We start from the raw sequence: 19,693 nt of genomic DNA, 5'->3' as shown, positions 1-19,693 counted from the left end.
GGAGAAGACAATGCCAGACAAAACCATGGACCGTAACCTCGCGCTGGAAATGGCGCGCGTCACCGAAGCGGCAGCGCTTTCCGCCTCGCTGCTTGTCGGCAGGGGCGATGAGAAGCAGGCTGATCAGGCGGCCGTCAACGCCATGCGCCAGTCGCTCGGCGGTCTGGATATCGACGGCACGGTTGTAATCGGCGAGGGCGAACGCGATGAAGCGCCGATGCTGTACATCGGCGAAAAAGTCGGCACCACCAAGGGACCGAAGGTCGATATCGCGCTCGACCCCCTTGAAGGCACCACCATTACCGCCAAGGGCGGCAGCAATGCGCTGGCCGTGATCGCGATGGCGCAGGCGGGCGGCTTCCTCAACGCGCCCGATACCTACATGGAAAAAATCGCCGTCGGCGGCGGGTTGCCCCACGATGTGGTCGATCTCGATTACGCGGTTTCGGTGAACCTTAAAAACCTCGCCAAGGCCAAGAAGGCCGAGATATCCGATCTGCTGGTCTGTATTCTCGACCGTCCGCGCCATGAAGAGCTGATCGCCAAGGTGCGCGAAACCGGCGCGCGCATTATGTTGATCGCGGACGGCGACGTTTCCGGCGTGATGGCGACGTCGCAGCCCGAAACCGGCGTCGATATGTATATCGGCACCGGTGGCGCGCCCGAAGGCGTGCTCGCGGCCGCGGCGCTGCAATGTATCGATGGCCAGATGCAGGGCAGGCTGGTTTTCCGCAATGACGACGAGGTTGCGCGCGCCAAGCGCCTCGGCATTACGGATCTGAAGCGCAAATATACGATGGACGATCTCGCGCACGGCGATGTGATGTTTGCCGCCACGGGCGTGACCAACGGCGCTATGCTGCGCGGCGTGCGGCGCTTTGCCGGCGGCGCGCAAACCCACACGGTGGTGATGCGCGCCAAAACCGGCACCGTACGCTTCATCGAAGCGCATCATAACTTCCGCCGCAAACCGATGCTGTTCTGATGGCGGTGCGGGCAGCGGCGCAACAAAGTGAAGGGGTCGCCATGCCTGAAGCCGTTCTCGGCGTCACGGAATCCGTCACCGGCAAGGTATGGCTGCCGCGCGTGCATGATGATCGCGTCGCGCAAACCTTGCAGCAGCGGTTTGAGCTGCCCGATCTGATCGCGCGTTGTCTTTCCGCCCGTGGTATCGGCGCGGACGAAGCCGAAGATTATCTCAACCCCACCTTGCGCGCACTGATGCCCGATCCGTCCCGTTTCCGGGATATGGACAAGGCCGCCGCGCGGTTCGCGCAGGCCGTTATGCAAGGCGAAGCGGCGGCGGTGTTCGGCGATTACGATGTCGATGGCGGCACATCCTCCGCGCTTCTGCTGCGCTTCACGCGCGCACTTGGCGTTACGTTGCGCCTGTATATCCCCGATCGTTCTACCGAAGGCTATGGGCCCAACGTTGCGGCCATGCGGAAGCTGGCAGCGGAAGGCTTCAAGCTTGCCGTTTGCGTCGATTGCGGTACCACTGCGCATGAACCGCTCGCGGCGGCGCGGGATGCCGGGCTTGATGTAATTGTGATCGATCATCATACGGCCGAACCCGCGCTGCCGCCCTGCGTTGCGCTCGTGAACCCCAACAGGCTGGACGAAGACAACCCCTATGGCAACCTTGCCGCCGTGGGCGTGACGTTCCTTTTTGTCGTCGCCGTTAACCGTGCGCTGCGGCAGGCGGGCTGGTTTACGGCTGAACGGACGGAACCGGATCTGATGCAATGGCTCGATCTCGTTGCGCTCGGCACCGTGTGCGATGTCGTGCCGCTCACCGGGCTCAATCGTGCCTATGTGGCGCAGGGGCTGCGTGTGATGGCGCGCGGGGAAAATGCGGGCCTGCGCGCGATGCGGCAGTCGGCGCGTATGAACAGGCCGCCCGATACGTTTTCCGCCGGTTTCGTGTTCGGACCGCGCGTCAATGCGGGCGGACGTGTCGGGCAATCCGATCTCGGCGCGCGGCTGCTGGCGACCGACGATGTGGCGGAAGCGAACGCGCTTGCGTTACGGCTCGATCAATTCAATACCGAACGCAAGCGCCTGGAACAGGAAGTGCTGGGTGCGGCCGAACACAGTTTGCAGCACGATGCGGATGCGCCGCTGGTGTTCGCGGCCGGGGAAGGGTGGCACCCGGGCGTGATCGGCATCGTTGCCGCGCGCCTGAAGGAACGTTATCACCGCCCGACCATCGTCGTGGCGCTTGACGGCGATACCGGCAAGGCTTCGGGCCGCTCGGTACGCGGGCTCGATCTCGGTTCCGTGGTTATCGCCGCGCGGCAGGAAGGGCTTTTGCTTAACGGCGGCGGGCACGCGATGGCGGCGGGCTTTACTGTTTCACGTGAAACATTGGAAAAGCTGAAGCAATTTCTGACCGATAGGGTTAAAAAGCTGATCGAGGCGTCACCACTGGTGCCGTCGCTGACAATCGACGGGCTGCTGGCCGGGCCGGGCGCGAGCGCCGGGTTCGCGCAGCGCCTCGGCGTGCTCGAGCCCTTCGGCACCGGCAACCCGGAGCCGCGCTTTGCCGTGCCCGATTGCAAAATCGTGAAGGCCGACGTGGTTGGGGAAAACCATGTGCGCTGCATCATCATGGCCGGGCCCGCGCGGCTGGGCGGGATCGCGTTCCGCGCGCTCGATAACCCGCTCGGCAAGGCCTTGCTGGAATCACGCGGCCGCATGATGCACCTTGCCGGTACGCTGAAGCTGGATGAATGGCAGGGCGTGGAGCGCGTACAGCTGCAGATTGCCGATGCGGCGTTTGCCTGATTTCTTAGACGTCCAGCTCGCGCACGAACTGGGCGTTATCCTGAATAAACTGGAAGCGTAATTCCGCCTTGCGGCCCATCAGGCTTTCGACAAGCTTGTCGGTTGCCTTGCCTTCCTTCGTGCCTTCGGGCGTGCCGGTTTGCGGTACGACGACACGCAGCAGGTTGCGCTTCGACGGGTCCATCGTGGTTTCGCGCAACTGCGCGGGCAGCATTTCACCAAGCCCCTTGAAGCGGCTGGTTTCCACCTTGCGCCCGCCGAATTCGGATTTAACCAGCTCGTCGCGGTGCGCATCGTCGCGCGCATAAAAGGTCTTGCCGCCGTGGCTGAGGCGATAGAGCGGCGGCTGCGCCAGATAGAGCTTGCCCGCCTGAATCAGGCCGGGAATTTCCTTGTAAAAGAACGTCATGAGCAGGGAAGCGATATGCGCGCCGTCCACATCCGCGTCCGTCATGATGATGATGCGTTCATAGCGCAATTTGTCGGGCATGAAGGCAGGGCCGGTGCCGCAACCGAGTGCGAGCAACAGATCGCTGATTTCCTGATTGGCGCGCATTTTGTCGGCGGTGGCGCTGGCGACGTTCAGGATTTTACCGCGCAGCGGCAAAATCGCCTGCGTTTCACGGTTGCGCGCCTGTTTGGCCGAACCGCCGGCGGAATCACCTTCGACCAGGAAAAGTTCGGTGCCTTCCGGCGTGCTGCGCGAACAATCGGCAAGCTTGCCGGGCAGCCGCAGTTTGCGGGTCGCGGTCTTGCGCGCGAAATCTTTTTGTTGCGCCGTGCGCGCGCGATCTTCGGCGCGCGCGATCAGCGTTTCGAGCAATTGCGCGCCCGCTGCCTTATCGGCGGAAAGCCAGTGATCGAAATGATCCTTTACAACCTGTTCGACCAGGCGCGTGGCTTCGGCGGTCGCCAGCTTTTCCTTGGTCTGGCCCTGAAATTGCGGGTCGCGGATGAAAAGGGAAAGCATGATGGCGGCATCGGAAAACGCTTCGTCGCCCGTGACGGCGCTTGCACGCTTGTTGCCGACCATATCCCCATAGGCGCGCAGGCCCTTGAGCAGCGCGCTGCGCAGCCCCGCTTCGTGCGTGCCGCCTTGCGGCGTCGGGATGGTGTTGCAGTATGAATTGCAAAAGCCTTCGCCATCTTCGGGCCAAGCGATCGCCCATTCGAGCTTGCCGGCCTTGCCCGGCAACTCGGCGCCTTCGGCGAACATTTTGGCGGTCAGCATATCGCGCCCTTCCAGCGCACCGGCCAGAAAATCACCGAGGCCGCCGGGGAAATGCAAAACCGCTTCCGCAGGGGTTTCGTCATCTTTTTTCAGCAAGCCCGGTTCGCATGACCAGCGGATTTCAACGCCGCTGAAAAGATAAGCCTTTGAGCGCGCCAAACGATAAAGCGTTTCCGGGCTGAAATGCGCCTTGCTGCTGAAGATGTTCACATCGGGCCGGAACGTGACGCTGGTGCCGCGCCAGTTGGCCTTGCCGGCGGCTTTTAGTTTGGTCGTTGGCGTGCCGCGGCTGTAGCTTTGCACATAAAGCTGTTTGTCGCGTGCGACCTCGACCGTCAATTCCTCGGCCAGCGCGTTGACGACGGAAATGCCAACGCCGTGCAGCCCGCCGGACGTTTCATAGACCTTTCCGGAAAACTTGCCGCCGGAATGCAGGGTTGTAAGAATGACCTCGAGCGCGCTTTTGCCCGGATACTTCGGATGCTTATCGACGGGAATACCGCGTCCGTTATCGCGGACCGTGACGGTATCGTCTTTCCCGAGATGCAGCTCGATCTTGCTGGCGTGGCCGGCGACCGCTTCGTCCATCGCGTTATCGAGTACTTCGGCGACGAGGTGGTGCATCGCGCGTTCGTCGGTGCCGCCGATATACATGCCGGGACGGCGGCGCACGGGCTCAAGCCCTTCCAGCACCTCGATATCGCGGGCGCTGTATTCCTTCTTGTCTTTCTTGCGGGCGGCGAACAGATCGGCCATGCGGGCTCACTCCTTACGGAGCGGGCTTATAGCATGATTCATATGCGGTTTGAAAAGATGGGTAGTTTGCAAAGCCAGCAGGAGCGCCGCGGGCTGTTGCGCTTGGTGGACATCAGCCGGGCATCCCACTTGGCACGGTCAGTATCGGACACCACGGGTTTGGGGCATATTTCGGCACGATATTCAGCATCCGTGGCGTAGGCTTTGCGCAGTTCCTGTCCGTACTGCTCGCGAATTTTGGTATCCAGAACATGGGAAAAATAGAAAAATTCATCCTTCATGGCCTGTGGGATCGGGGCCAGGTCGATGATCTGGCGGTTGAGCATGATTTTTTGTACCCGTTCACGGATATCGGCCGGGTCCATGCTGTCGAAAATCTGCCTGTCCGCCAGAATGTCCCTCAGATCGGAGTCGACGAGGTTGGCCATTTTATCGGCCCATTTGATGGCCGCAAAAATCCACGTATCCTTTTTGTGCGGATTCAGATTGGCCATCTGTTCAATTTTGTATTGCAGATGCGCTATGTTATTGAGGTCTGCCGGATTATCCAGATTTTCCAGAAGAATTGGGAGCTTTCTTTCATATTCGACAATATCTGACGGTGTTAAATTCGGTAAAAGCGTTTCCACGAAAATATTGGTGGTTCTTTTATAATCGGCCAAAAGTTGCAAGGTTTCTTTTTGCGTATCATTGGGCGTGCCCCTTTCCAGAAGCCTTTTCGAATCTTCCGCTGCATCATGCGCGAGTGCGGCAAAAACCATCATACGCCGTTCTATCGGGCTGATATTCTCAGGGTAATTGCTGTTCCATACACGGTTGGCGACAACGATCATGTGCGTGACGACATGTTCGCTGGGCCTGAACTTTCTGCGCTTGTCGCCGAAGCCGACAATCAACAGATTGAGCAGGATTTTGTTTTCAGGGTACTGCAACCAGCTTTGATCGCCATCGAGATTGGCATCATCGATGGCTTTGCTGATGCGGCAACCGGTCACCCAGTTGCTATAAATTTTGAAAAGACTTTTGATGCCAATACGCATTTTTCTTATGAATCAATAAAATGTTTTGCGCGCGGAAACTCTCATATAGCCGGGGTGAAAGCAATGTTTCCGGCAAAAAACTTCCAGATTTTCCATGTATTTCTGTGGCTATGCTTAACCATGAATGCAGCTGGATGATCTGCGTTGCCGCTGCGTCGGAAAGTGTCACAAAAGACCCAATAATTTCAGTGGATAACTTCGAAACGGGACTGGAACGTCTTCCGCTCATCTGGTATTAACCTTGGCTTCGGGCACAACATCTTGGGCTCGAAATGAATAGAATCGCTACGATTCGGCATATCCGGTTATGACGGGCGCCGTTTTCGTACCTTTCACAGCCGGTTCCGGCAAGCCATCATGCCCCATATCCTTGGGGCCTATTTCTGGGGGAGCGTATTCGATGACATGGACCGAGCAAAAGATTCAGATGCTCAAAGACATGTGGGGCAACGGCTATAGCGCCAGCGAAATTGCCAAGCGCCTTGGTGGCCTGACGCGCAACGCCGTGATCGGCAAGGCGCACCGCCTAAAGCTTTCCGGCCGCCCTTCGCCCATCAAGCGTGACGACAAGGCCGTAAATGCCAAATCGCCCGCTGCCCGCACCATGCCGAAAAAGGTGATGCTGCGCGCGCTGCCGATGCCGCCCGCGCCGCCGAACAAGGCGAACCAGCCTTCCGCCATCAACCGGGTTTCGATCGATCAGGAAAAGCGCCCGGCGACATCCGTGACGCCGCTGAAATCCGGGGAGCGGCAGTGCCGCTGGCCGATCGGCGACCCGCGTTCGCCCGATTTTCGTTTTTGCGGCTGCGCCGCCTATGAAGGGTTGCCTTACTGCACGGACCATGCCCGTGCCGCCTACCAGAATTTCAGCCGTCTGCGCCGCCGTGACGGCGAAGAAACGGACGCATAGGCTTACTCCGCCCTCAAGGCACGTAAGGCGGCTTCGCGGCGCCGGGCTTAGAGCGCGGCCTTCAGGTTTGTGCTGATTTTCTCAAGGAAAGCCTTGGTGTTCATCCACTTTTGGCCGGGGCCGACCAGCAGCGCGAGATCCTTGGTCATGAAGCCGGCTTCAACGGTTTCGATGCAGACGCGTTCCAGCGTTTCCGCGAACTTTACCAAATCAGGCGTGTTATCGAACCGGCCGCGATAGATCAGGCCCTGTGTCCATGCGAAGATGGATGCGATCGGGTTGGTCGATGTTTCGTTGCCCTTCTGATGTTCGCGGAAATGGCGGGTGACGGTGCCGTGCGCCGCTTCGGTTTCCACATATTTGCCATCGGGCGAGAGCAGCACGGAGGTCATGAGGCCGAGCGAGCCGAAACCCTGCGCCACGGAATCCGATTGCACGTCGCCGTCGTAGTTCTTGCAGGCCCATAGATAGCCGCCATCGCCGCGCAGCGCCTGCGCCACCATATCGTCGATCAGGCGATGTTCATAGGCCAGCCCGGCGGCTTCGTATTTTGCCTTGAAGTCTTTTTCATAGACTTCCGCGAACAGATCCTTGAAGCGGCCGTCATAGGCCTTAAGGATGGTGTTTTTGGTGGAAAGATAGACAGACAGGCCGCGCATGAGCCCGTAGGTGAAGCAGGAACTGGCGAAGCCGCGGATTGACGCATCTTCGTTGTACATGCCGAGCGCGACGCCGCCGCCGGATTTGAATGTATGCACATCGTACGTCACGGCTTCACCGCCGCCATCGGGCGCGTAGGTCATGGTCAGCGTGCCGGGGCCGGGAACCTTGAAATCGGTGGCCTTGTATTGATCGCCGAAGGCGTGGCGGGCGATGACGATGGGCTTGGTCCAGCCCGGCACGTAATGCGGCACGTTCTTGGCGAGGATAGGTTCGCGGAACACGGTGCCGTTGAGGATGTTGCGGATCGTGCCGTTGGGCGATTTCCACATCTTTTTAAGGCCGAATTCCTTCACCCGCCCTTCGTCCGGCGTAATGGTGGCGCATTTGACGCCGACACCGTGCTGCTTGATGGCTTCCGCCGCTTCGATCGTGATTTTGTCGTCGGTTGCATCGCGCTTTTCGATGCCGAGATCGAAATACTTCAGGTCGATATCGAGGTAGGGGAGGATCAGCCAATCCTTGATCATCTGCCAGATGATGCGGGTCATTTCATCACCGTCGATCTCGACAAGCGGGTTCTTTACCTTGATCTTGGCCATGGGAGCATCCTTCCGGGGGTGGTGTTGGGCGGGCGCAGGACGGACTTAATGAGCTACAACCACTTCTTGTTCGGGTCAAGGAACGGGTCGCGATCGCGCCCCAGTTCCGTTAACAGTTCGCCCATGCTGCTGACCATGCAGTACAGCGTGCGGTGGCTGACGGGCGCGAAGTTGTGGGCGACGATATGATCGACCATCGCCTGCAGCGGTTTCCAGAAACCGTGCATGTTGTAGATGATGATATGCTTGTTGTGCATACCGAGCTGCTTCCACGTCATGATTTCGAACAGCTCATCGAGCGTGCCGAGCCCGCCTGGCAGGATCAGGAATGCATCGCTGCGGTCGAACATCGCTTGCTTGCGTGTGTGAAGCGTATCGACCACTTCAAGTTCGGTCAGGCCGGTGTGCTGCATTTCATGTTCGGCCACCGCTTGCGGGATGATGCCCATGACCTTTCCGCCGGCTTCGAGCACCGAATCCGCAAGGATGCCCATAAGCCCGGTGCGCGCGCCGCCATAGATAACGCGAATATTCTGTTCCGCGAGCAGCTTACCGACATCGGCCACGCCGAGCTTGTATTTTTCGGCGATGCGGTTGGCGGACCCGCAATAGACGCAAAGATTCAGAACGGACACAGCGCTGGCCTAATGGGATGGAAACGGGACGATCATAAAGGATATGTCAAAAAAAGTTAAAATATTCTATCGTCCGGCCAGATCTTTGGATACCGCATGAAAACACCTGAACCGAAATTCCTGCTTGCCGCCGCCGCTTTGGTTGCGCTTTTGGCCGCCCTGATCCTGTTTGCCCGGCCAGATGAGGGCGAGGATGGCCCCGCCGCCGCCAACGCCCTGACACGCATTGCGCTGACGGCTGAAGGGATGGCGCTTTCCGGCACATCTTCCCCCGGCACCGTGGTTACGTTGCAACGCGGCAAAGATGTTCTGGCTTCCGTCAACGTCATTTACAGCAGCCATTGGAGCTTGCATGTGGATGCGCCAAAGGAATGGCCGTTTTTGCTTTCGTTGCAATGGCGCGATGCGGGCGAAGCCGCGGCCGTGCCGTATGAGCAGCATTTGATTTGCCTGAAGACGGAGGCGGTGCCCACCTGTTTTATCCATGACCGTGGCCACGGGCTGCGCGGCGTGCGCGGCAACGCGAAGCAGGCCGAACGCCCGGTCATCGATTTCATTCATGTCGCGGGCGGTAAAGTGCGCGATGTTTTCGGACGCGCGCCGCTGGGACGCTGGGTGCAATTTTATGTGGAAGGGCAGCTTGCCGGTGCCGCCGCCGTGGACAGGGAAGGTTATTGGCATATCGCGCCCGCGCTGGATGCGTGGGAAAAGGGAAAGGAGGCGCGGATCGATCTTCTGGATGACGGGGCCAAGCTGGTGATGCGTGATCATTTCGGGTTGCGGCTCGCACCGCCGAAAGGCGTTAAGGTGATGATGCCGCCACGTATCACCGGCGGCATCACGGGTGACCGCGGAAATTATGCCGTGCATTTCACGGACGGGACGGCGGCGCATGTGCTGGAAGCGATGCAGGGCTTGAAATATTATGAGGGCGCGACGGAAAAATTGTTACCGGGGCAGATGCTGCCGGATGTCGGGACGCTCGGGGCTACAGGCGCTCACCGACCAGCCGCAAGAATGGCTGCGCCTGTTGATAGAATGTAAGGAACTGATAAAGGATCTCTTCGTTATCCGCCGGTTGCTGCGTGGTGACCTTGTATTCAACTTGCAGGAATTGTTGCGTATCGATCCAGAAACGGGCGCGCTCCAGCAGATTGGCGGCCAGAAAAATGGCTTGCAGCTCCATGCGCTTGCTTAGCGATTCAATCGTGAAGGGCAGGTAGCCGAGCGTGGCGGTAAAACACAGTGCCGTGTCTTCGCCCACAGCTTCGCGCGTGAAGTGGAAATAAACGCCTTCGATTTCGAACATGCCGTCGCGCAGCTGGATGCCCGGCGGGAAGGCTTCGATAAACTGGTCGATGGCTTTGAGATCGATCTGCTGCATGACTAAACGGATACGGAATGAGGTTGCCTACAGGTAACTATAAGATTTCTTGTTTAAATTAAGGTTATTTGCCGCTGGACATTTTAACCAATATTCTTATAAATCAAAGCATTGGAGCGCTTTCTTGATGAACAGCTTTTTTCCTATACCTCCGATCCATCGCGCGGGCTGGGTTTTTATCGCCGGATTCGCGGCGGCTACCGGCTTGATTTCATTTCTGGGCTGGCCGTTCTTCGTGTTCGGCAGCGTGTTCACGCTGTGGTGTGCATATTTCTTCCGCGACCCGGCGCGGCATACGCCTGTGCGCGCGGGGCTGCTTGTCAGCCCCGGCGATGGCCGCGTGGTGAAGATCGAACCCGCCAGGCCACCCGCTGCGCTTGGCATGGAGGGGGAGCGGGCGCGGATCAGCATTTTTCTGAGCGTTTTCGACGTCCATATCAACCGCATCCCCGCCGATGGCACGGTGGAGGCGGAGGATTATCATTTCGGCAAGTTCCTGCATGCCGCGCATGATAAAGCCAGCGAAGATAACGAACGCAACGCGCTGCGTATCACGCTTGCGGGCGACCATGCCGGGGCGGGCCGCGATATCGCGGTCGTGCAGATCGCCGGTTACATCGCGCGCCGCATCGTATGTGACGTGAAGGTGGGGCAGGCGGTGAAGGCGGGGGAGCGTTACGGCCTTATCCGTTTCGGCAGCCGGGTCGATTTATACCTGCCGCAAGGGATGGCGCCGCTGGTTGCGGTGGGGCAATATGTGTTGGGCGGCGAAACCGTATTGGCCGATTGCGCTGGCACGGAACCGGCCCGCATGGCAGAGGAACGCTGATGTCCGATTCATTTCAGAAACCGCCGCGCAAGCCGTTGCCGGAATTGCCGTTAACGCGGCTGATCCCGAACATTCTGACTTTGCTTTCGCTTTGCGCGGGGCTAAGCGCGATACGCTTTGCGTTGAACGAACGCTGGCAGGCGGCGATCATCGCCGTGGTTATCGCGGCTATTTTCGATGTGCTCGATGGCCGGGTCGCGCGCATGCTCAATACTTCAAGCAAGTTCGGCGCCGAGCTGGACAGCCTTTCCGATCTTGTAAGCTTTGGCATCGCGCCCGCGCTGATCATGTATTTATGGGCGCTGGAGCCAAGCGGCGGGCTCGGCTGGATCGCCGTGCTGATTTTCGTCGTTTGCGCCGCCATGCGGCTCGCGCGCTTCAACACCATGCTGGAAGACAAGGAAACCGAGGTGTGGAAGAAAGCCTATTTCGTGGGCGTGCCGACGCCGGCGGGCGCTTCGCTTGCGCTTTTGCCGCTGGCCTGGAGCTTCGTGCTGGGCGATGAATGGATGCATGCGCCCATCGTTATTGCGGCCTGGACCATACTGATCGGCGGGCTGATGGTAAGCCGCTTGCCGACCTATGCGCTGAAGGGCAGACGGGTGCCGCGCAGCTGGATCGTGCCCATTATGTTCGCCGCCGCGCTGGTGGCGGCCGCGCTTGTCAGCAACACGTGGGTGACGCTCGGGCTGCTCGGCATTGCCTATGCCGTAAGTTTGCCGGTAAGCTGGTGGCAATACCGCCAGACCGAAGACGCGCAGCAGGAAAAGCTATGACCAAGCCCATTCATGTGAAGGTGCCGAAACCGGGCGGGGCGATCACGATCGGCAACGATTTGCCGCTGACCGTCATCGCAGGCCCTTGCGCGCTTGAATCGCGCGCGCATGCATTGGAAATGAGCGCGGCGCTGGCCGAGCTTGCCGCCAAACTCGGTATCAACCTGATTTATAAAACTTCGTTCGACAAGGCCAACCGCACATCAAGCAACAGCGCGCGCGGCATCGGGCTTGAAGCCGCGCTGCCCATTCTGGCCGAGGTGCGGGAAAAAAGAGGCTTGCCGGTTTTGACCGACGTGCACGAAATTCCGCAATGCGCCGAAGCCGCCGAGGCGGTGGACGTTCTGCAAATTCCCGCCTTTCTTTGCCGGCAGACCGATTTGCTGATCGCGGCAGCGAATACGGGCAAGGTCGTGAACGTGAAGAAGGGACAGTTTCTGGCGCCGTGGGACATGAAGAACGTAGCCGCCAAGCTGGCATCCACCGGCAACGAAAACATTTTGCTGACCGAGCGTGGCGCGAGCTTTGGCTACAACACGCTTGTATCGGACATGCGTTCGCTGCCGATCATGGCAGAAACGGGCTATCCCATCGTGTTCGACGCTACCCATTCGGTGCAGCAGCCGGGCGGGCAGGGAACCACAAGCGGCGGGCAGCGCGAATTCGTGCCCGTGCTGGCGCGCGCGGCCGTGGCCGTTGGCGTCGCCGCGGTGTTCATCGAAACTCACGAAAACCCGGACAAGGCGCCGTCCGACGGCCCCAACATGGTGCCGTTGAAACAGTTGCCCGCTTTGCTCGAAACGCTGATGGCGTTTGATAGGGTTGCAAAAGCCAAACAATAAATCGGGTTGGTTGTTAAGCCACGCCGATCCTGAGAAGATCGTGGATGTGGATGATGCCGAGCGGCTTGCCGCCGTCATCCACCACGAAGACGTTGGTGCGCTTGTGTTCGTTCAAAACATTCAGCGCTTCCACGGCCAGCATGCGCGGGCCGATGGTCATGGGATCCCGCGTCATGATCGTTTCCGCCTTGCGCGCGAGCAGATCGGGGCTCATATGGCGTCGCAAATCGCCGTCGGTGATGATACCGGCCAGCTTGCCATCGTTGCCGACGACACCGACGCAGCCGAAACGCTTTTCCGTGATCGTGACCATAACCTCGGCCATCGTATCTTGCGGCTTCGCAAGCGGCAGCGCCGCGCCTTTGTGCATGATATCTTCCACGCGCTTCAGGCTGTCGCCCAGCTTGCCGCCGGGGTGGAAGTTGCGGTAATCGTCCGCCTTGAAACCCTTGCATTCCATCACCGCGACCGCCAGCGCATCGCCCAAGGCCAGCGACATGGTTGTGGATGTGGTGGGCGCAAGGCCCATGGGGCACACTTCGGGCACCGGCGGGAGGATCAGTGCGCAATCGGCTTGCTCGGCCAGCGTGCTGGCGCCGCCGCGTGTGATGCCGATCAGCGGAATGCCGAAGCGGCGGGTGTAGGCAATCAGATCGCTTAGTTCCGCCGTTTCGCCGGAATTGGAAAGCGCGAGCACGGCATCTTCCTTCACGATCATGCCCAGATCGCCATGGCTGGCTTCGCCCGGATGCACGAACAGCGCGGGCGTGCCTGTTGACGCGAGCGTGGCCGCGATCTTGCGCGCGATATGGCCGCTTTTTCCCATGCCGGAGACGACCACGCGGCCCTTCACGCCGAGCAGGATATCGACTGCGTTGCGGAAATTATCGCCAAGCGTTTCAGCCAGCGCGCGCAGCGCATCGGCTTCCGCTCCCAGTACGGTGCGGGCGGTTGCGAGCGTGTCTTTGGCCGCTTGCGGCGCTGTTTTCTGGGCCTTCATGGCTTGCCTTTTCCGGATGCAACGGACCTTGTATATTGCGGATATTATGGCATGAGGCCATGCCAATAACCAGTGCAGGAACATGCAGGAAGCCCCCGACAAAATAAAGGCGTTTCTCCGTAACCAGCAGTATTTCGGCAACCGCGACTGGACCGCCGGGCAGGTGGCGACCGAGATCGAAAGCGGGCTTGCGCTGCTGGGCGGCGTTACGCAACCCATCATCAGTTTCTTCGGATCCCATTCCGCGCTGCCGGAAAGCGCGGATTACAAAAGTTGCCACGCGCTTGCCGCCAAGGTGGCGGCTCGCGGTTGTGCCGTTTTGACGGGCGGCGGCACCGGGATCATGCATGCCGCCAACAAAGGTGCATTCGATGCAGGCGGCATTTCGCTCGGTCTGTGGGCCAGCCTCCTCGAGCAGGAGAAGGTGGAGGACAGGATTTACAGCCACAAGCTCGATCTCTCGTTCATTTTCGTGCGGCGCTTTTTGCTTGCGATCAAGAGCAGGGCCTTGGTGTTCTACCCCGGCGGCTATGGCACGCTGAGCGAGCTGTTCGAATATATCACGTTGATCCAGACCAATATCACGGACCGTGTGCCGGTTGTGTGCGTGGGCAGCGATTACTGGAACGGGCTGCGTAATTGGCTGTTCATTGCGGACCACAAGCGGGCCCATCTTTTGAACGAGGAAAAAGACCTCGATCTTTTAACCATCACCGATAACCCGGACGATGTGCTGGCGCTGCTTGGTGGCATAAATAGCTGAAAAACCATAAGGAAAACCCGCACCGCACACTTCCCACGCGTAGCGCGGATGTGCTATCCCTATGCCATATACCTAATCATTTCAGGGAGTCAGCCAATGCCGACAGCCACCGCCGCGAAACTCGATGCCGGCACAAGCAGCTATGCCAGCCAGCATATGGCGGACGCGACCAAGATTTGCGAGAGCATCGATACCGCCGCGATCGAAAAGATGGCCGATATTCTGGCTTCCGTCCGTTCGCGCGGCGGGCGGGTTTTCTTTCTCGGCGTCGGTGGCGGTGCGGGCAACAGTTCACACGCCGTGTGCGATTTTCGCAAGCTGTGCCACATGGAATGCTATGCCCCGAGCGACAATGTTTCCGAGCTGACCGCCCGCACCAACGATGAAGGCTGGCAAACCGTTTTCGTGGAATGGCTGAAAACCAGCAGGCTGAACGCGAAGGATGCGCTTTTTATCTTCTCGGTCGGCGGCGGCAGCCTTGAAAAGAATGTCAGCCCGAACCTCGTGACGGCGCTCCAGCTCGCGAAGGCGGTGGATGCCAGCATCGTCGGTGTTATCGGCCGCGACGGCGGCTTTACAGCGCAGGTGGCCGATGCCTGCGTCGTGGTGCCGACCGTGAATGGCGATACCATTACGCCGCATACGGAAGCGTTCCAGTGTGTGGTGTGGCATTTGCTGGTTTCGCACCCCAAGCTCAAGGCGCAGCAGACGAAGTGGGAATCTGTTGCCGCTGCCAGCTAGTGCCGCATGAGCGGGAGCACGGCCCGCGCCGTTTTCCTCGACCGCGATGGCGTGCTGAACGTGGCGCGGCTTGAAGGCGAAACGCCGGTACCGCCGCGCAGCCTTGCCGACCTTAAAATCATTGATGGCGTGCCCGAAGCGCTTGAGAAACTGCGCGCTGCGGGCTTCAAGCTTATCGTTACAACCAACCAGCCGGATGTCGCGCGCGGCATTTTGAAGAACGAGGTGCTTGAAAGCATCCATGCCGAAATGCGCCGTCTTTTATCGCTCGATGCCATTGAGGCCTGTATTCATGACGACGCCGACGGCTGTGCTTGCCGTAAGCCCAGGCCGGGCATGATTCGTAACGCCGCCGCCCGTTTTAACGTTAACCTTGCCGCCAGTTTTATGGTGGGCGACCGCTGGCGCGATATAGATGCAGGAATTGCAGCGGGTTGCAGGACGATCCTCGTGGGCCCCGGGTACAAAGAGGGCTTGCGATCCGAACCCGATTTCCGTTATTCTTCGCTCGCTGAAGCGGCGGAAGCGATTATTCACCTTCCTGTGTAATGAGCACGATAATCAACAGCTTAAGGAACGAACCATGGCCAAGCCCCATCTCGTTGTCGCCCACGACGCCACCGGCAAGCAGCAAGGCAAACCCGCAAGCGATGGCGGCATGCACCCGCGCCTCGCACGCCTGCAGACCAAGATTTTCGCAGACGGAGCCGACAAGGCGGGCATGCTGGACATGTACGCCAAGCCCTACATCAAGGGCTTTACCACCAACCCGACGCTGATGCGCAAGGCCGGCATTTCGAATTATGCCGCTTTCGCCAAGGAAATTCTGGAAGCGATCCCCGACCGTCCGATCTCGTTTGAGGTTTTCTCGGACGATTTTGGCGATATGGAACATCAGGCCCGCCTGATCGCAGGTTGGGGTGAAAACGTTTATGTGAAAATTCCGATCACCAATACCAAGGGCGAAACCGCGACCGCGCTTGTGCGCAAGCTTTCGCAAGAAGGCGTGAAGCTGAACATTACGGCGCTGACCACGCTTGAACAGGTGAAAAGCACGGTGAACGGCGTGCGCGGCGGGGCGGAATGCTATATTTCTGTTTTTGCCGGGCGTATCGCCGATACCGGTATTGACCCCGTTCCGCTGATGGCGGCGGCGGTGGAGATGCTGAAGGCCGCGCCGAAGGCCGAGCTGATTTGGGCCAGCCCGCGCGAGCTTTTGAACATCTTCCAGGCCGATGATATTGGATGCCAGGTGATTACGGTCACCAACGACATTCTGAAAAAGCTGGCTTTGATCGGCAAGGATCTCGATCAATACTCGCTCGAGACCGTCAAGATGTTCTATGACGATGCGACCGCGGCGGGCTTCAAGCTTGGCGTTGCCTGACGTGCTTTGCTCCGTATGGTTGCCGCACCCGTCATGACCGCTGACCAGCAGTATTATGCCTATTCCCACAATCTTCCGCTGGTTCCGCGCGTGGCGCATCGCGCCCGCACAAGCGTTTTCGATTATTTCATGAAAGTTATGCAGCCGGTGGCCGCTGATAAGGTTCTGGATCTCGGCGTTTCGCTTGAAAATTCCTCCGCCTTATCCAACATGTTCGAGCGGTTATATCCGCACCCCGCGCAGATGACCTGCGCCGGTATCGAGGAATGCCCGGGTTTCGAAGCGGCATTCCAGGGCACACGCTATGTGCGGATCGAGCCGCATGCGCGGTTGCCGTTTGCCGACAAGGCCTTCGATGTTGGCTACAGCAATGCGGTGCTTGAGCATGTAGGAACGCGCGAACAACAGCGTGATTTTTTGCGTGAGCTTTGCCGCGTTTCGAAACGCGTTTTTGTTGTCATTCCCAACCGGCTTTTCCCGGTCGAACATCATACGGCACTGCCTTTTGTGCATTACCTGCCGATGCCGGTGATGTGGCGGCTTTTGAAGGGCACGAAATGGGATTATTGGGCGAGCATGCAAAACCTGCACCTTATGTTTCCATGGCAGTTTGCAGCACTGATGCCCGAAGATCACCCGTTCAAGATGCGGGCCGTTGGCCTTGGGCTTGGCTGGCTTTCATCGAATTTGATTGCGCATAGCCGCTAGGACTGCTTCGGTGTCGGCCAGCCCTTGCGGGGAGCCGATTTCATAAAATCTGTTCTTGGTTTCAAACCCGGCCAGTTCGCCGCGCCGCGAAAGACCCGCCAGCACTTCGGATATATCAAACTTTTCACCTTCCTTGCGACCGTTGAACGCGCTTGCCTGCAACATGCTGACGCCCCAATCGATATAATCGATATCGGGGTCGGCGATCTTTTTATCGTATTGCACCAACTTGCCATCAAAGCGTGCGTTGCTGGTATCGCCCTTGCCGAAGTTGCGGTAAACCACCATCAGCGCTTCACGCCCGCTTTCCCGCCACGCAGTATCGAAGGCGCGGTAATCGTCATCGAGGTAGGCATCGCCATAAGTTATATAGAAGCGGTTACCCAGATGGGGTAGGGCGTTACGAATGGCGCCACCGGTGCCGAGCAGCACCGGCCCATCGAGCACGAATTCCACCTGCAGGCCGAATTTCTCGCCATTTCCAACAAAGCCCTGAATTTGTTCGGCCAGGAACCCGGCGCAGATAACCGCCTTGGGGATGCCCTGTGCGGCCAAAAGGCGAAGCTGGTGAGCGATAAAGGGCTCTCCCCCCACCTCCAGCATGGCCTTGGGCACGGTTTCCGTCAGCGGCCTCATGCGGGTCGCGAGCCCGCCCGCAAGGATCGCGACGGGGGGGAGGGAGGCTGTCATGAATGAACGATTTTGCAGCCTTCGAAATCGAAGCGCCAGCGCACCTCGCGCAGGCCCGCTTCCATCATGGCGTAGCGAAGGCGCACCTTGTCTTCGGTATAGAACAGCAGGAAGCCGCCGCCGCCTGCGCCGATCAGCTTGCCGCCAAGGGCGCCGTTTTCGCGCGCCATATTGTACCATTTGTCGATATCGGGGTTGGACATGCCGCCCGAGCGCTGCTTTTTCTGCTCCCATTGTTCGTGCATCAGCGCGGCGAAGGCGCGCAGATCGCCCAGCTCGAGCGCGGCCTTGCTGCGCAAACCAAGCTGCTTGACCTGGTGCAAATTCTCGATCATCGCGCGATCGGATTGCCTGGTTTTCTGGTCCTGGTCCTTCAGGACCGCGCCAGCGCTGCGGCTGTAGCCGGTGAAGAAAAGGATGAGGTTGTCTTCAAGATTGTGGCGCGTGTCCCTATCGATGTTCAGCGGGCTGACATCGACCTTGCCGCCCTTGTTGAATTTCATGCAGCTGATGCCGCCGAAGGCCGCGATATATTGATCCTGCTTGCCCACCGGCTCCTTCAGAAGATCGATCTCGATATGGCAGGCTTCTTCGGCCAGCTTTTCCGGCGTCACGGTCTGATGCTTGTGGGCGTGCAGCGCGCGCAGCAGCGCGACCGTGAAGCTGCCACTTGAACCGAGCCCCGTCCCGGCATGAATATCGGCCATGCTGGCGATCTCAAGCCCGCCGATTTCTATATCCAGAAGCTTCAGGGCTTCGCGCACGAGCGGGTGGCGGACGTTATCGGCCTTGTCCACACGCTCGATCTCCGAATATTTCAGGATAAAATCGGGCACGAAGGTTTCGTGGATGGTGATATAGACGTATTTATCGATCGCGGCCGAGATCAGAAAACCTTCGTGATCGTTGTAGTAGGAGGGGAGGTCGGTGCCGCCGCCGCCGAATGTGATGCGAAGGGGTGCGCGGGCAATGATCATCGGCCTGTCTTTCGGTAGATTTCATCAATCAGTGTTGCATTACATAGCGCGTCTTCGATATCGCCACAAGCGCGGCTGCCCTGCGCTATGGCGGCAAAAAAATCCTGCAATTCCAGTTCCCACGAACGGTCGGGGCCCGGATATTCCCATACGCTGGTTTCGGGCGGGCCGAATTGCGGCAGCATGCGGTGCAATGTGAGGCGCTCCGTGCCATAGCTGCCGCCGAGGCCGTCGATCGTCAGCTTGCCGTCACGGCCCATGATTTCGAAACAGAACAGGTTCTTCCATTCCGTCCATGATGCGTGTAGCCACGCCATTTGCTGCGCCTCGCCCTTCAGCGCGATAAAGCAATTGTCTTCCACATCCGCTTGCCAGAACATGGCGGGCGTTGCCGCGTAATCGAGCCGGAGCGGGCCCATCAGCCATTGCGCGAGATCGATAAGGTGGGAGCCTTGATCGATCAGCTCCCCGCCGCCCGAAACGGCCTTTTGGCAGCGCCATTCCTTTTCGTACCCAAGCCGCGCGCCATGACCATAGCGCCCGCGAATGAACATAATTGGCCCGACGGTGCCCGCGCGCAGGATGTTTTGTGCAGCCTGAAGCCCGGGATGGAAGCGGTGGTTGTAGCCCACCTTCACGACGCGCTTGTGTTCGCGCGCCGCAGCCGCGAGCGCGGCGATTTCATGCCCGCTTTTGCCGGCGGGCTTTTCCACCAGAACATGTTTGCCCGCCCTGACGGCTTCGAGCGAAAGCGGCGCGAGATCGCCGTGACGGGTCGCGACGATGACGGCATCAACGCCCTTGCCGAATGCTTCCTGCGCGTTTTTGGCAACCTTCGCGCCCGTTCTTGCCGCCAGCGCCTGCGCGGCGTCGCCGGAAATATCGTGTACGCAAGCGATTTCCGCGCCAAGCGTCTGCAACGCTTGCGCGCGCTTCTTGCCGATCAGGCCGCAGCCGATAATGCCGACCTTCATG

At 59.3% G+C, this 19,693-nt stretch carries 21 protein-coding genes; 12 read left to right on the top strand and 9 right to left on the bottom strand.

Annotated features, from left to right (window positions below; all coding sequences use genetic code 11):
• Positions 1 to 25 precede the first annotated feature (25 nt).
• Positions 26 to 985, top strand: a complete 960-nt coding sequence (glpX, locus tag GC131_00285) for a class II fructose-bisphosphatase (protein ID MBI1272511.1) — start codon at positions 26 to 28, stop codon at positions 983 to 985.
• 41 nt (positions 986 to 1,026) lie between these two features.
• Positions 1,027 to 2,787 (top strand): single-stranded-DNA-specific exonuclease RecJ, encoded by a 1,761-nt coding sequence (gene recJ / locus GC131_00280; protein MBI1272510.1) that lies wholly within the window; start codon positions 1,027 to 1,029, stop codon positions 2,785 to 2,787.
• Between the two features lie 4 nt (positions 2,788 to 2,791).
• Here the strand turns inward: recJ and parE are convergent, their stop codons facing one another.
• On the bottom strand, positions 2,792 to 4,774 hold the full coding sequence (gene parE, locus GC131_00275; protein ID MBI1272509.1) for a DNA topoisomerase IV subunit B: 1,983 nt from the start codon (positions 4,772 to 4,774) through the stop codon (positions 2,792 to 2,794).
• Positions 4,775 to 4,812: 38 nt separating this feature from the next.
• The gene (locus GC131_00270; GenBank protein ID MBI1272508.1) at positions 4,813 to 5,814 is read right to left on the bottom strand and encodes a hypothetical protein; all 1,002 of its coding nucleotides are present in this window, start codon (positions 5,812 to 5,814) and stop codon (positions 4,813 to 4,815) included.
• A gap of 307 nt (positions 5,815 to 6,121) precedes the next feature.
• Here GC131_00270 and GC131_00265 point away from each other — a divergent pair, with 307 nt between their 5' ends.
• Positions 6,122 to 6,724 (top strand): gcrA cell cycle regulator family protein, encoded by a 603-nt coding sequence (locus GC131_00265; GenBank protein ID MBI1272507.1) that lies wholly within the window; start codon positions 6,122 to 6,124, stop codon positions 6,722 to 6,724.
• 47 nt (positions 6,725 to 6,771) lie between these two features.
• Here GC131_00265 and GC131_00260 read toward each other — a convergent pair whose 3' ends face one another.
• Positions 6,772 to 7,986 (bottom strand): NADP-dependent isocitrate dehydrogenase, encoded by a 1,215-nt coding sequence (locus GC131_00260; GenBank protein ID MBI1272506.1) that lies wholly within the window; start codon positions 7,984 to 7,986, stop codon positions 6,772 to 6,774.
• 53 nt (positions 7,987 to 8,039) lie between these two features.
• A complete protein-coding gene (locus GC131_00255) occupies positions 8,040 to 8,612 on the bottom strand; it encodes a TIGR00730 family Rossman fold protein (GenBank protein ID MBI1272505.1) in 573 nt (190 codons plus the stop codon).
• A 105-nt stretch (positions 8,613 to 8,717) separates the two neighbouring features.
• Here GC131_00255 and GC131_00250 point away from each other — a divergent pair, with 105 nt between their 5' ends.
• Positions 8,718 to 9,665: a hypothetical protein gene (locus tag GC131_00250; GenBank protein ID MBI1272504.1), complete on the top strand. Its 948-nt coding sequence runs from the start codon at positions 8,718 to 8,720 to the stop codon at positions 9,663 to 9,665.
• Here GC131_00250 and GC131_00245 read toward each other — a convergent pair.
• On the bottom strand, positions 9,610 to 10,005 hold the full coding sequence (locus GC131_00245; protein MBI1272503.1) for a hypothetical protein: 396 nt from the start codon (positions 10,003 to 10,005) through the stop codon (positions 9,610 to 9,612). The two genes, GC131_00250 and GC131_00245, sit on opposite strands and share 56 nt — an antisense overlap.
• A gap of 127 nt (positions 10,006 to 10,132) precedes the next feature.
• Between GC131_00245 and GC131_00240 the strand changes: the two genes are divergently transcribed.
• Genes GC131_00240 through kdsA form a run of 3 tightly spaced genes read left to right on the top strand, consistent with a single transcriptional unit; the run spans position 10,133 to position 12,452 of the window.
• Positions 10,133 to 10,834, top strand: coding sequence for a phosphatidylserine decarboxylase (locus GC131_00240; protein ID MBI1272502.1), 702 nt, complete (start codon positions 10,133 to 10,135; stop codon positions 10,832 to 10,834).
• On the top strand, positions 10,834 to 11,610 hold the full coding sequence (gene pssA, locus GC131_00235; GenBank protein MBI1272501.1) for a CDP-diacylglycerol--serine O-phosphatidyltransferase: 777 nt from the start codon (positions 10,834 to 10,836) through the stop codon (positions 11,608 to 11,610). Before GC131_00240 ends, pssA begins: the two co-directional genes overlap by 1 nt.
• Positions 11,607 to 12,452, top strand: coding sequence for a 3-deoxy-8-phosphooctulonate synthase (gene kdsA / locus GC131_00230; protein MBI1272500.1), 846 nt, complete (start codon positions 11,607 to 11,609; stop codon positions 12,450 to 12,452). Before pssA ends, kdsA begins: the two co-directional genes overlap by 4 nt.
• A 13-nt stretch (positions 12,453 to 12,465) precedes the next feature.
• Here kdsA and GC131_00225 read toward each other — a convergent pair whose 3' ends face one another.
• Positions 12,466 to 13,452, bottom strand: a complete 987-nt coding sequence (locus GC131_00225) for a KpsF/GutQ family sugar-phosphate isomerase (GenBank protein ID MBI1272499.1) — start codon at positions 13,450 to 13,452, stop codon at positions 12,466 to 12,468.
• A gap of 82 nt (positions 13,453 to 13,534) precedes the next feature.
• On the opposite strand from GC131_00225, the gene GC131_00220 reads away from it, so the two are divergent.
• The 5 genes from GC131_00220 to GC131_00200 all read left to right on the top strand — a co-directional run bounded on the left by GC131_00220 (position 13,535) and on the right by GC131_00200 (position 17,051).
• The gene (locus GC131_00220; GenBank protein ID MBI1272498.1) at positions 13,535 to 14,215 is read left to right on the top strand and encodes a TIGR00730 family Rossman fold protein; all 681 of its coding nucleotides are present in this window, start codon (positions 13,535 to 13,537) and stop codon (positions 14,213 to 14,215) included.
• 156 nt (positions 14,216 to 14,371) lie between these two features.
• Entirely contained in the window at positions 14,372 to 14,956 is a 585-nt protein-coding gene (locus tag GC131_00215) for an SIS domain-containing protein (protein ID MBI1272497.1), read from the top strand.
• Between the two features lie 6 nt (positions 14,957 to 14,962).
• A complete protein-coding gene (locus tag GC131_00210; protein MBI1272496.1) occupies positions 14,963 to 15,505 on the top strand; it encodes an HAD-IIIA family hydrolase in 543 nt (180 codons plus the stop codon).
• Between the two features lie 109 nt (positions 15,506 to 15,614).
• Positions 15,615 to 16,343: a transaldolase gene (locus GC131_00205; GenBank protein ID MBI1272495.1), complete on the top strand. Its 729-nt coding sequence runs from the start codon at positions 15,615 to 15,617 to the stop codon at positions 16,341 to 16,343.
• A 15-nt stretch (positions 16,344 to 16,358) separates the two neighbouring features.
• Positions 16,359 to 17,051, top strand: coding sequence for a methyltransferase domain-containing protein (locus GC131_00200; GenBank protein MBI1272494.1), 693 nt, complete (start codon positions 16,359 to 16,361; stop codon positions 17,049 to 17,051).
• Here the strand turns inward: GC131_00200 and GC131_00195 are convergent.
• The 3 genes from GC131_00195 to GC131_00185 are packed head-to-tail and all read right to left on the bottom strand — an operon-like array spanning position 17,022 to position 19,692.
• A complete protein-coding gene (locus GC131_00195; GenBank protein MBI1272493.1) occupies positions 17,022 to 17,741 on the bottom strand; it encodes an NTP transferase domain-containing protein in 720 nt (239 codons plus the stop codon). The genes GC131_00200 and GC131_00195 overlap by 30 nt on opposite strands.
• Complete coding sequence (locus GC131_00190; protein MBI1272492.1) at positions 17,738 to 18,718, bottom strand: galactokinase; 981 nt, start codon at positions 18,716 to 18,718, stop codon at positions 17,738 to 17,740. The genes GC131_00195 and GC131_00190 overlap by 4 nt, the downstream gene beginning before the upstream one ends.
• The gene (locus GC131_00185; GenBank protein ID MBI1272491.1) at positions 18,715 to 19,692 is read right to left on the bottom strand and encodes a gfo/Idh/MocA family oxidoreductase; all 978 of its coding nucleotides are present in this window, start codon (positions 19,690 to 19,692) and stop codon (positions 18,715 to 18,717) included. The genes GC131_00190 and GC131_00185 overlap by 4 nt, the downstream gene beginning before the upstream one ends.
• Position 19,693 lies beyond the last annotated feature (1 nt).

This window comes from Alphaproteobacteria bacterium (assembly GCA_016124955.1).
Classification (GTDB): Bacteria; Pseudomonadota; Alphaproteobacteria; order UBA9219; family RFNS01; genus RI-461.
The sequence above is the reverse complement of the archived record's forward strand: the minus strand, read 5'-3'. Positions and strand labels throughout refer to the sequence as shown.

Excerpts from the sequence above, each read along its gene's own strand:
- kdsA (MBI1272500.1), top strand. The coding sequence starts at position 11,607 with ATGACCAAGCCCATTCATGTGAAGGTGCCGAAACCGGGCGGGGCGATC.
- parE (MBI1272509.1), bottom strand. The coding sequence starts at position 4,774 with ATGGCCGATCTGTTCGCCGCCCGCAAGAAAGACAAGAAGGAATACAGC.
- pssA (MBI1272501.1), top strand. The coding sequence starts at position 10,834 with ATGTCCGATTCATTTCAGAAACCGCCGCGCAAGCCGTTGCCGGAATTG.
- GC131_00200 (MBI1272494.1), top strand. The coding sequence starts at position 16,359 with ATGGTTGCCGCACCCGTCATGACCGCTGACCAGCAGTATTATGCCTAT.
- GC131_00225 (MBI1272499.1), bottom strand. The coding sequence starts at position 13,452 with ATGAAGGCCCAGAAAACAGCGCCGCAAGCGGCCAAAGACACGCTCGCA.
- GC131_00270 (MBI1272508.1), bottom strand. The coding sequence starts at position 5,814 with ATGCGTATTGGCATCAAAAGTCTTTTCAAAATTTATAGCAACTGGGTG.
- GC131_00240 (MBI1272502.1), top strand. The coding sequence starts at position 10,133 with ATGAACAGCTTTTTTCCTATACCTCCGATCCATCGCGCGGGCTGGGTT.
- GC131_00195 (MBI1272493.1), bottom strand. The coding sequence starts at position 17,741 with ATGACAGCCTCCCTCCCCCCCGTCGCGATCCTTGCGGGCGGGCTCGCG.
- GC131_00220 (MBI1272498.1), top strand. The coding sequence starts at position 13,535 with ATGCAGGAAGCCCCCGACAAAATAAAGGCGTTTCTCCGTAACCAGCAG.
- GC131_00205 (MBI1272495.1), top strand. The coding sequence starts at position 15,615 with ATGCACCCGCGCCTCGCACGCCTGCAGACCAAGATTTTCGCAGACGGA.
- GC131_00250 (MBI1272504.1), top strand. The coding sequence starts at position 8,718 with ATGAAAACACCTGAACCGAAATTCCTGCTTGCCGCCGCCGCTTTGGTT.
- GC131_00260 (MBI1272506.1), bottom strand. The coding sequence starts at position 7,986 with ATGGCCAAGATCAAGGTAAAGAACCCGCTTGTCGAGATCGACGGTGAT.
- GC131_00265 (MBI1272507.1), top strand. The coding sequence starts at position 6,122 with ATGACGGGCGCCGTTTTCGTACCTTTCACAGCCGGTTCCGGCAAGCCA.
- GC131_00210 (MBI1272496.1), top strand. The coding sequence starts at position 14,963 with ATGAGCGGGAGCACGGCCCGCGCCGTTTTCCTCGACCGCGATGGCGTG.
- GC131_00215 (MBI1272497.1), top strand. The coding sequence starts at position 14,372 with ATGGCGGACGCGACCAAGATTTGCGAGAGCATCGATACCGCCGCGATC.
- GC131_00185 (MBI1272491.1), bottom strand. The coding sequence starts at position 19,692 with ATGAAGGTCGGCATTATCGGCTGCGGCCTGATCGGCAAGAAGCGCGCG.
- GC131_00190 (MBI1272492.1), bottom strand. The coding sequence starts at position 18,718 with ATGATCATTGCCCGCGCACCCCTTCGCATCACATTCGGCGGCGGCGGC.
- GC131_00245 (MBI1272503.1), bottom strand. The coding sequence starts at position 10,005 with ATGCAGCAGATCGATCTCAAAGCCATCGACCAGTTTATCGAAGCCTTC.
- glpX (MBI1272511.1), top strand. The coding sequence starts at position 26 with ATGGACCGTAACCTCGCGCTGGAAATGGCGCGCGTCACCGAAGCGGCA.
- recJ (MBI1272510.1), top strand. The coding sequence starts at position 1,027 with ATGCCTGAAGCCGTTCTCGGCGTCACGGAATCCGTCACCGGCAAGGTA.